The organism is Bacillus sp. UNC322MFChir4.1 (assembly GCF_000746135.1).
Classification (GTDB): Bacteria; Bacillota; Bacilli; order Bacillales; family Bacillaceae_G; genus Bacillus_A.
On sequence record NZ_KN050812.1, the window covers coordinates 1 to 8,887 of the forward strand.

The following is an 8,887-nucleotide window of genomic DNA, read 5'->3' on the forward strand; positions in this document are numbered from 1 at the left end:
ACCTAGAGTTAGTACAACCATTATACATAAAAAAAGTGAAAGCTTCCTCGATTTCATCGGGGAAGCTTTCACTTTTTGAACTATGAGGACTTTTTCAGTGGCCTCGTCAGGGGCGTGGGCGTCCTGCGATTCTGAGCGAGCCGCTTCCGCTTTTCTTAAGAAGTTAGGCGGGAGATAAACTGCCCGTAAAAGCCCGATTGGTGAGGGCTGATAATCAGTGGGGGATGAAGAAAACCCCCACTGATTAAAGTTTCACTTTATGTCATTTTTTCAATTTGTATTTACATATTATTGTACTGAATTTTCTGTAAATTAACAAATTCTTTATATTACCTTAAATTATTTCTAACATTCTTTGTATATAGTATAACTAAGAACATTAATAAGAAGGAGGACACCTTATATGCAATCACCATTTCACTCACAAAAACACCCTATATCTTCTTCATGTGCTGCACTACAAACAGATCTGCCTCATATTTCTATTCTCCCTTCTCCTGTGCCGGTCATCGGTATACAACTGCAGAAAGCTAAGTTAAAACTAAAAAATGGGCAACGTGCCGAGCTTACAGCAGCTGTCCTTCCTTCACAAGCAAGTAACCAAGAGGTCATTTGGACGTGCACAAACCCCCATATTGCAGAGATTCATACCGAACATCAGAAAGCAACTGTAATAGGAAAACAGTCTGGACGAGCCGTTATTATTGTCACAACTGCAGAAGGTAAATTTCGCGATCTATGTATAGTTTACGTTCAGCCCTATATAATAAAGCCTAAATAAAATACAAACTAGCCATCGGCTCCTCACTGATGGCTAGTTGCCTAAACACTTCTTCCTTACGTCTCTTGCGGATATCCCATACCTTCTACCGATTCTTTATATGGGCGCTTTTGTTGCTGTAATAAAAAGATACATACGCCGCATAATACAAGAACACTTCCGACCACTTGCGTAGAATTTAATTTTTCACCGAGTAAAAAGAAAGCAAGGATCATCGCACCAACAGGCTCACCTAAAATACTCATAGAAATGGTTGTTGCATTTACATAATTCAATAACCAGTTATTAATCATTTGAGATATAGTCGGTACAGTTGCAAGTAAGAAAAATACAGTCCAGTCCCATGATGAATATCCTGTAAGTGGAATTTGCAACATCATGTTATATATACTTAAAAATATAGCTGCAAATGTAAAGACAGTAAAACTATAAATCCAATGTGATACTTTTTTCACTGTCGTTTGCCCTATAAATAAATAGCCAACCACTGCAATTACACTAAAGAATGATAGTATATCCCCTAAGACGGCCTCTTCGCTTAGTCCTAAATCTCCCCATCCAATACATCCTACACCAATAATAGCAATTCCCATTGTTGCTAGTGAAATGAGTGTTGTTCTTTCTTTAAATAAGAAAAATCCTCCGATAAGAGATACGAGTGGCTGCAATGCCAAAATAATCGTTGAACTTGCAACTGTTGTATATTTTAACGATGCAAACCATAGAAGGAAATGCAGCGCTAAAAAGAAACCGGATCCACTTAAAAATACCCAGTCTTTCTTCTTAATTCTCGTAAATTCCTCTCTTTTCTTCCATACAATAGGAAGCATAATTATGACAATCATCCATAAACGATACATACTTAAAATAGAAGATGGTGCTGTAGACATTTTTACAAAGATAGCCGCAAATGAAATCGTAATAATCGAAATCGCTAACGGCAGTGCTATTGATTTTTGCTGCTTCATATGCTGTCTCCTTATCTGTATAAATACATTTTGATTTTCAAACATATTTGTCTAGCTCTGCCTCCTAGGCCCTCATGTCTAAGAACCTTAGCCAACAGGCCTGAACAGTCGACTCCGCTTTTCTTTATAGGTGCGAAAACTTGACCCGATTCCGCCTTCTCCCTTTGCTTTAAATCTAGTACGTGGCAGGAAAAAGACCCGACCGCTTCTATGCATAGTCAGGTGCACTCGCTCCTCGAAAAAGAAAAGGTTTTTTATGTCGTTTTTTCAATCTTTATTTATATTAAGTAAAATTCTCATTTCATTATAGTCGTTTCTTCCAATACTGAATACTAATTTTTTAGATTCTTCTTATTCTTATGCTAAAATAAAGTTGTAGTAACTTTTTACTTAGGGGAGATTACACGATGACACAAACAATAGGGAAAATTGAAGAACTAACATTTTACAGCAAATCACTGCAAGAAGAACTTACGCTTCTCGTCTATTTACCAGCCAATTTCACGCCGCTTCATAAGCACACAATTGTTATTGCGCAAGATGGGAGAGATTATTTTCAACTTGGTAAAGCACATCGCGTTATAGAGTCCCTTCGCGAAACAGAGGAAATTGATCGAACAATTATTGTTGGTATTCCATATAAGGATGTACACAATCGAAAAGAAAAATATCATCCAAATGGATCACAAAATGACATGTACATTCGCTTTTTAGCTCATGAACTCGTTCCATATTTAGATGAACAGTACCCAACATATCAAATGGGGAAAGGCCGCGTTTTAATCGGAGATTCTTTAGGCGGTACAGTTTCATTTATGACAGCACTTATGTATCCGCATACATTCGGAAAAGTAATTATGCAGTCGCCATTTGTAAATGAATCTGTACTAGAGCGCGCTAAAGCCTTTACGCAGCCGCACATGCTAGATTTATATCACATCATCGGTACAGAAGAAACAGCCGTAAAAACGACAGATGGTAATATTTCTGATTTTGTAGCGCCAAACCGTGAACTTCATTCTCTTCTTACTGATAGAGGATTTACAACTTATTACGAAGAGTTTGATGGGAATCATACATGGAAATATTGGCAAAAAAACTTGCCACATGCATTTTCTCAAATGCTAGCGCTGAAATAATATACAGTGTCATTCAGAATTATCTGATATAATAAAATGGAGTTTTGTTTTCATACAAGCATTTTACGTTCAGACAAGGGGAGGAATTTAGAGATGAAACTAGGTATTGTAATTTTTCCATCAAAAATGATTCAAGATAAAGCAAACGGTCTGCGTAAGCGTTATGATCCACATTATGCATTAGTTCCACCACACATTACATTAAAAACACCTTTCGAAGTAGCTGATGAAAAATTAGAAACGATTGTGCAAGAGCTTCATACAATTGCAAAGAAAACAAACCCTTTTACATTACATGTCGGAAAAGTGAGCTCTTTTGCACCTGTAAATAATGTTATTTATTTTAAAGTTGAAAAAACACCAGAATTAACATTCCTAAACGAAGAAATGCATAGTGGTATGTTCACACAAGATCGCGAATATGCTTTTGTGCCGCACCTTACAATTGGACAACATTTATCAGACGCTGAGCATGCGGATGTTTTAGGTCGCTTAAAGATGAAGGATTTCTATTATGAGCAACCAATCGATCGTTTCCATTTACTATATCAATTAGAAAATGATACATGGTCAGTACACGAAACATTCCATTTAGGAAAGGAGCAACAATAATTTGCAAGTTCAAGTCGTACAAAACGAAAAGCAACTTGAGGGTGCCTTTTCCGTTCGTAAACAAGTATTTGTAGATGAACAAAAGGTTTCAGCTGAAGAAGAATATGACGAATATGATCACACTGCAAAACACGTTGTTTTATACGATCAAGATGTTCCAGTTGGCGCTGGGCGCTTTCGCATCGTCGATGGTATCGGGAAAATGGAACGCATCTGTGTCCTATCATCTCACCGCCAAAAAGGGGCCGGCAAGATCATCATGGACGCATTAGAATCCCTTGCAAAAGAAGAATCACTTCCAAAACTGAAACTTCATGCGCAAACACACGCCGAGCCGTTTTACCATAAACTTGGCTACAAAACAACTTCTGACGTATTCATGGAAGCTGACATCCCACATGTTGTAATGATAAAACAACTATAAAAAGAAGCGCTTGCCTAGCGCTTCTTTTTATAATTTCTACAATCAACTTTCGTTCCGCTTTTTCAACATATAAATCAAGGCTATCCCAAACTAAAAGTTACCTACTCTTGCTTTCTCTCTCTCTGTTTTAACACCGCACGGGGCAGAAATAAGCACTGACCGCTACCACGCACAGCCAGTCCCTCTCACTCCTCTAACAAGAAAAGAGCTTTTGTTTCGTTTTTTCAACATATAAATTGCGGCCACGCAAAACAAAAAGTGACCTACACTCGCTTTCTCCCCTTGTTTTAACACCGCACGGGGCAGAAATAAGCACTGACCGCTTCTACGCATGGCCAGTTCCTCTCGCCCATCTAAAAAAAGAGGTTTTTAGTAGGGGGCTCAATTTGTATTCACCCCTAACCACATTACTATCTCACTTTTTTACATTGCCATTTCCTCTATCTTCCGATAAAGTTATAAGTTGATGCTACTTATTGAAGGTGAAATTATGACTAAGGAAAATTTTTCGCAAAAATCATTAACCCATTCGAATATACCTCGCGCAATTTATCATATTCCGAAAACATCTACGGACTTAATTCATCAAAACGATGCGGATGTTACTTATTTTCGCGCTCTTGAAAAACAAGGAATATATTTAAATGAAAAGCAATTAGAAGCTGTTCGTCAGACTGAAGGGCCCGTTCTTACATTGGCTGGTGCCGGCAGCGGAAAAACATCTGTCTTAACTACGCGCGTTGGCTATTTAGTCAATGTAAAAGGTGTTTACCCGCGCAACATATTGCTGCTTACCTTTACACAAAAAGCAGCGGAAGAAATTCGAAACCGCGTAGCAACATTACCTGGTATGACACCCGCAGCGAGCCAATATCTAGTTGCTGGAACATTCCATTCTGTGTTCTTAAAGTTACTTCGCAGCCAAGGATACAACCAACAAATTTTAGCAAATGAAAAACATAAACAAATTATTATAAAGAAAATTTTAAAAGAACTTCGTTTAAAAGATGACTATGACGCGGAAAGTATGCTAGCAATGATTTCACTTGAAAAAAATAAATTAAATAGACCGAAAGATGTACAAGCTAAAACACCTGTGGAACGTGAATTTCAAGAAGTGTATCACCGCTATGAAGACGTAAAAAAAAGTCATAGCTATTTAGACTTTGATGATATTTTACTTGAAACATTCTATTTGCTAGAAAATAATGCCGCTTTATTAACGCAGCTGCAAGGTCGCTTTCAATATATTGAAGTCGATGAATTTCAAGATACATCATACGCTCAGTATGAAATTGTAAAATTATTAGCAGCGCCGCAAAACAACTTATTTATCGCAGGTGACGATGATCAAGCGATATACGGCTGGCGCGGAGCTAGTCATCAAATTATCCTTTCTTTCCCAAAAGAATTTGATGATACAACCATTATTACTTTAAATACGAACTATCGCTCGAATCCATACATCGTTGGCCTTGGTAATGAAGTCATTAAGCTAAATCAAGAACGCTTTAACAAAGAACTGTACTCCGTTCGCGAAGAAGGCATACAGCCGTTTTATTCAAGACCAGCAACAACATTGGATGAAGCGAATCAAATATTGCAACTGATTCAGGATAAAGTAGCAAGCGGCCAGCGACGCTATACAGACTTTTGCTTATTATACCGGACACATTCTGTAAGCCGGTCCTTACTCGATCAGCTTACGATTCATAAAATACCGTTCGTCAAATATGGAGCAAGCCAATCATTTTATGAGCACTCCCTTATTAAGCCGGTATTAGATCAACTACGGTTGGCCTTTGAACCATTTCGTTTAGAATCACTCGCAAGTATTTTACCAACGATGTATATTGGACGCGATGAATGTATATCATTTATTGAACGAGAGCAATGGAAATACGGTGAAGGACGTTTCCCTTCCCTTTTACATTTTCTTTTACTCAATCCGAGTTTAAAATCGTTCCAAGTAAAGAAAATTAATGACCGTATTGATTTTCTGAAATTTATTAAAGAACTGGAACCGAAAAAAGCATTAAAAGAAATCATTAAAGGAAAAGGACAATACTTAGAATATCTGCAAAGCAATGACCGCTCTTCTTTCACAATGCAAAAAGAAATACAAGAAGAAATGCTTGAAGAGCTCATTGAATCCGCAAATCGCTTTTCCGACATTCCAGCGTATTTAGAATTTGTAAACGCAGCAATACAAAATCAAAAAGAAATGGAAGCATTAAAAACAAGAGTCCAGCAAGATGCTGTCTCGCTTATGTCAATTCATAACGCCAAAGGTCTTGAATTCCCATGCGTCTTCTTACTCGGTGCAAGCGATGGAATATTACCGCATTCCTCATCATTAAAAGATGCAAACGACCGTGTCACTGATACCTCCGAGGCATTAGAAGAAGAACGACGCTTAGCATACGTGGCAATTACACGAGCAAAAGAAGAATTATACATTTCTTCTCCGCAGTTTTTTAGAGGAAAAAAACTTGATGTTTCGAGATTTTTATTTTTGACGAGGAATGACCTACAAAAAACAAAATAACATATGACGTAAATATTTCTGAAATAAAACAAAAAATACCCTGTTTTTTCTTACCCAAAGGATAAAACAGGGTATTTTTTGTTCAAAAGCAGACTCATTAATTACATGTTTCATTATTTATTAATACCTATTTTTCTTTCCACCACAGTTACAACCTTTTTTCTTCACATACCCTTGCTGTTCTAGTTGCTGCCCTTGTTGCTGCTCTTCCTGTTGCCCTTGTTGCTGTTTCTGCATTTGATACCAATATTGAAGATTATTATATGGATTTGGTTGCTGATACTTCGCCATGGCAAACATCTCCTCTATTTTTTAACACTCTCTTTACTATATGAACAACCCTTCTGTTTCGTTCCTTCATTTCTCACTCATTCAGCCATCGAATTACAATCGTTTCAATTATCGCCGCAGCCCCAGCAACTGCTAATAATACAATAATAGGCTCTGCTACTTTCGGAATCCATTCATAACATATAAGTAATAGAGCGCTCACCCATACCCCTGTACACCAATAGCAACTTAACAATTCCCCAAAAAATTTACGTAAACCTGCTTCTTTTATTTTCATATACGTTGAAACCGAACCATCCTCTTCTGTAATCTGTATTTCTTCAATAAAAGGCGCACGTATAAAAGATGTAATCTTATCAAAGACCAAAAGGCGTGTTAACCGAAATACTGCACATGAAAAAATAAAAAACATAAGCCAACTCTCAAAAAACAAGTTCCTCATCTCCTTTTCTTTCCGGCTAAATACAGGCTTATCCTTTGAAAAAAACAACTTGAGAGCAGTAACCGATTTACCTCGCATTCAATATTCTATTAGTGTAATCAAAACTTATGATAAGGAGTGAAAAGAATGGGTAACAATGATGATAAAAAGGTTATGCGCATGAATTGCGTATGTGATGTTGTAAACTTCATCAATGAATTACAAGATTGCGCAACAAGCACATGCCCGACAGGTTGCGATGTTCCATTCCTTGGTGCACATCAAGGCTCTAGACTCGCTAATACACGCCCATTTATCTTATTTACTAGTGAAGGAGATCCATTCAAAGTATTTATTCCTTCCACTAATACTACAGATTGTACTACGTTGATCCTTCGCGTAGAAAGTGTAGACGATTGCTGTGCAGTATTACGTGGATTAGAAGTACAAAACGTACCACATGATCAAAATCCAGTTTGTTACTTCTTAAATACCCCTACTGCTACACTACAAGCAACAAATTCTGTTGTAACTGTTGATCTAAATTGTTTCTGTGCAATCCAATGCTTACGTGATGTACACGTTGCAGGCGTATAATGTGTAAACCAAAAAACTATTGAGGTGGTAGGATTCCTACCACCTTTTCCACATCATAGTCCCATCATGCGAATCGATACTACCTCTTCTATGTTTAGAGGGAAATTCCCAATATGGCTTGGTATCAACATTTGCAGCACTCCATTTTCATAAGAAGTAATAACCCCTACATAAGAAGCTTTTTCTGTTTTCACAATACATTTTACATTTGGTATATAATGAGGTTGATTTAACAAAAAATAAATTTTTTCCTCGTTATTCATATCTTTAAACGATTTATTTTGCCATGCACTACTTGAAGATTCTACAAATGATTCCTTACCTTGCTCTAGACGCTCTTCTTCCGTTGGATCCATTTGCACATTATGTTGATCAGCCACATGCATTTCTTCTACAGCCCCTTGAGTTTGTTTTCCCTTTTCCACATCTTCTGTCTCACTTTCCGTTACTTCAGCAGTTCGTTCTATTTGTTTCACAATCACACTTTGCTGCATATGGCGCTGGAGTTTATATAAATCTAAATGATGAATATATAATAACGGTTGATTTTCTCCTTTTTTTATTTGTTTCTTCACCATCTCCATCCCCCTTTTTACTAAAACATACGTTATTACAGTTATATTCATACAGAACGGAGAAGTTTCGTTAAAAATCACTTCTTTCTCTATGTATATAAGGCATTTTCCCTATTCTCTTAAAACTAGGAGTTGGTCTATAACCATTTTTCACTTCTCTTCATTAAATAAATTTAGAGTGTACGAAGCAATAAAACTATGTTTCCTTGTATTATTTTCTATCTGTGTTTTAGCCCTTGCATGTGACAGGGGAAAGATTCCTTTTCTCTATCAAGAAATCTCCCATTTAGAGAGATAACCCAGTACCAATCTCTTTTATAATTCATAAAATGTATGGAATTGACTATTTTATTAAAGAAATAAGGAGGATTCAATTTGGGTAATTCGAATAATAACAAATGCATACCGTTTCAATGTGCATTTCCTATACCAGAACCTGGACCGACTGGACCGACTGGACCGACTGGACCGACTGGGCCAACTGGACCGACTGGGCCAACTGGACCGACTGGACCGACTGGGCCGACTGGA

At 37.3% G+C, this 8,887-nt stretch carries 10 protein-coding genes; 6 read left to right on the forward strand and 4 right to left on the reverse strand.

The features are described 5' to 3' along the window. Positions 1–403: 403 nt before the first annotated feature. Entirely contained in the window at positions 404–781 is a 378-nt protein-coding gene (locus tag BR72_RS21955) for an Ig-like domain-containing protein (RefSeq protein WP_035437110.1), read from the forward strand. A 56-nt stretch (positions 782–837) separates the two neighbouring features. Here the strand turns inward: BR72_RS21955 and BR72_RS21960 are convergent, their stop codons facing one another. Beyond that, positions 838–1,749 carry a DMT family transporter gene (locus BR72_RS21960; RefSeq protein WP_035437112.1) on the reverse strand — a complete coding sequence of 304 codons (912 nt, stop codon included), beginning with the start codon at positions 1,747–1,749 and terminating at the stop codon, positions 838–840. Positions 1,750–2,156: 407 nt separating this feature from the next. Here BR72_RS21960 and BR72_RS21965 point away from each other — a divergent pair, with 407 nt between their 5' ends. From BR72_RS21965 to BR72_RS21980, 4 genes are all read left to right on the forward strand, one after another. Beyond that, positions 2,157–2,888, forward strand: a complete 732-nt coding sequence (locus tag BR72_RS21965) for an alpha/beta hydrolase (protein WP_035437114.1) — start codon at positions 2,157–2,159, stop codon at positions 2,886–2,888. A gap of 93 nt (positions 2,889–2,981) precedes the next feature. Next, positions 2,982–3,500, forward strand: coding sequence for a YjcG family protein (locus BR72_RS21970; protein WP_035437116.1), 519 nt, complete (start codon positions 2,982–2,984; stop codon positions 3,498–3,500). A gap of 1 nt (position 3,501) precedes the next feature. After that, entirely contained in the window at positions 3,502–3,924 is a 423-nt protein-coding gene (locus BR72_RS21975) for a GNAT family N-acetyltransferase (protein WP_035437118.1), read from the forward strand. A gap of 490 nt (positions 3,925–4,414) precedes the next feature. Continuing rightward, positions 4,415–6,472: an ATP-dependent helicase gene (locus BR72_RS21980; protein ID WP_035437121.1), complete on the forward strand. Its 2,058-nt coding sequence runs from the start codon at positions 4,415–4,417 to the stop codon at positions 6,470–6,472. A 120-nt stretch (positions 6,473–6,592) separates the two neighbouring features. On the opposite strand, the gene BR72_RS21985 is transcribed toward BR72_RS21980, so the two are convergent. Together BR72_RS21985 and BR72_RS21990 are read right to left on the reverse strand one after the other, a co-directional pair. Then, entirely contained in the window at positions 6,593–6,772 is a 180-nt protein-coding gene (locus BR72_RS21985) for a cytochrome C oxidase subunit III (protein WP_081904967.1), read from the reverse strand. Positions 6,773–6,836: 64 nt separating this feature from the next. Beyond that, positions 6,837–7,196 (reverse strand): DUF1360 domain-containing protein, encoded by a 360-nt coding sequence (locus BR72_RS21990; protein ID WP_035437125.1) that lies wholly within the window; start codon positions 7,194–7,196, stop codon positions 6,837–6,839. Positions 7,197–7,331: 135 nt separating this feature from the next. Here BR72_RS21990 and BR72_RS21995 point away from each other — a divergent pair, with 135 nt between their 5' ends. Next, positions 7,332–7,781 carry a CotY/CotZ family spore coat protein gene (locus BR72_RS21995; protein WP_035437127.1) on the forward strand — a complete coding sequence of 150 codons (450 nt, stop codon included), beginning with the start codon at positions 7,332–7,334 and terminating at the stop codon, positions 7,779–7,781. A gap of 53 nt (positions 7,782–7,834) precedes the next feature. Here BR72_RS21995 and BR72_RS22000 read toward each other — a convergent pair whose 3' ends face one another. Beyond that, complete coding sequence (locus BR72_RS22000; RefSeq protein WP_035437130.1) at positions 7,835–8,359, reverse strand: CotO family spore coat protein; 525 nt, start codon at positions 8,357–8,359, stop codon at positions 7,835–7,837. Positions 8,360–8,887: the final 528 nt, after the last annotated feature.

Bases quoted from the DNA above. Each gene is read 5' to 3' on its own strand.
- BR72_RS21955 (WP_035437110.1), top strand. From the start codon at position 404: ATGCAATCACCATTTCACTCACAAAAACACCCTATATCTTCTTCATGT.
- BR72_RS21960 (WP_035437112.1), bottom strand. From the start codon at position 1,749: ATGAAGCAGCAAAAATCAATAGCACTGCCGTTAGCGATTTCGATTATT.
- BR72_RS21965 (WP_035437114.1), top strand. From the start codon at position 2,157: ATGACACAAACAATAGGGAAAATTGAAGAACTAACATTTTACAGCAAA.
- BR72_RS21970 (WP_035437116.1), top strand. From the start codon at position 2,982: ATGAAACTAGGTATTGTAATTTTTCCATCAAAAATGATTCAAGATAAA.
- BR72_RS21980 (WP_035437121.1), top strand. From the start codon at position 4,415: ATGACTAAGGAAAATTTTTCGCAAAAATCATTAACCCATTCGAATATA.
- BR72_RS21985 (WP_081904967.1), bottom strand. From the start codon at position 6,772: ATGTTTGCCATGGCGAAGTATCAGCAACCAAATCCATATAATAATCTT.
- BR72_RS21995 (WP_035437127.1), top strand. From the start codon at position 7,332: ATGGGTAACAATGATGATAAAAAGGTTATGCGCATGAATTGCGTATGT.
- BR72_RS22000 (WP_035437130.1), bottom strand. From the start codon at position 8,359: ATGGTGAAGAAACAAATAAAAAAAGGAGAAAATCAACCGTTATTATAT.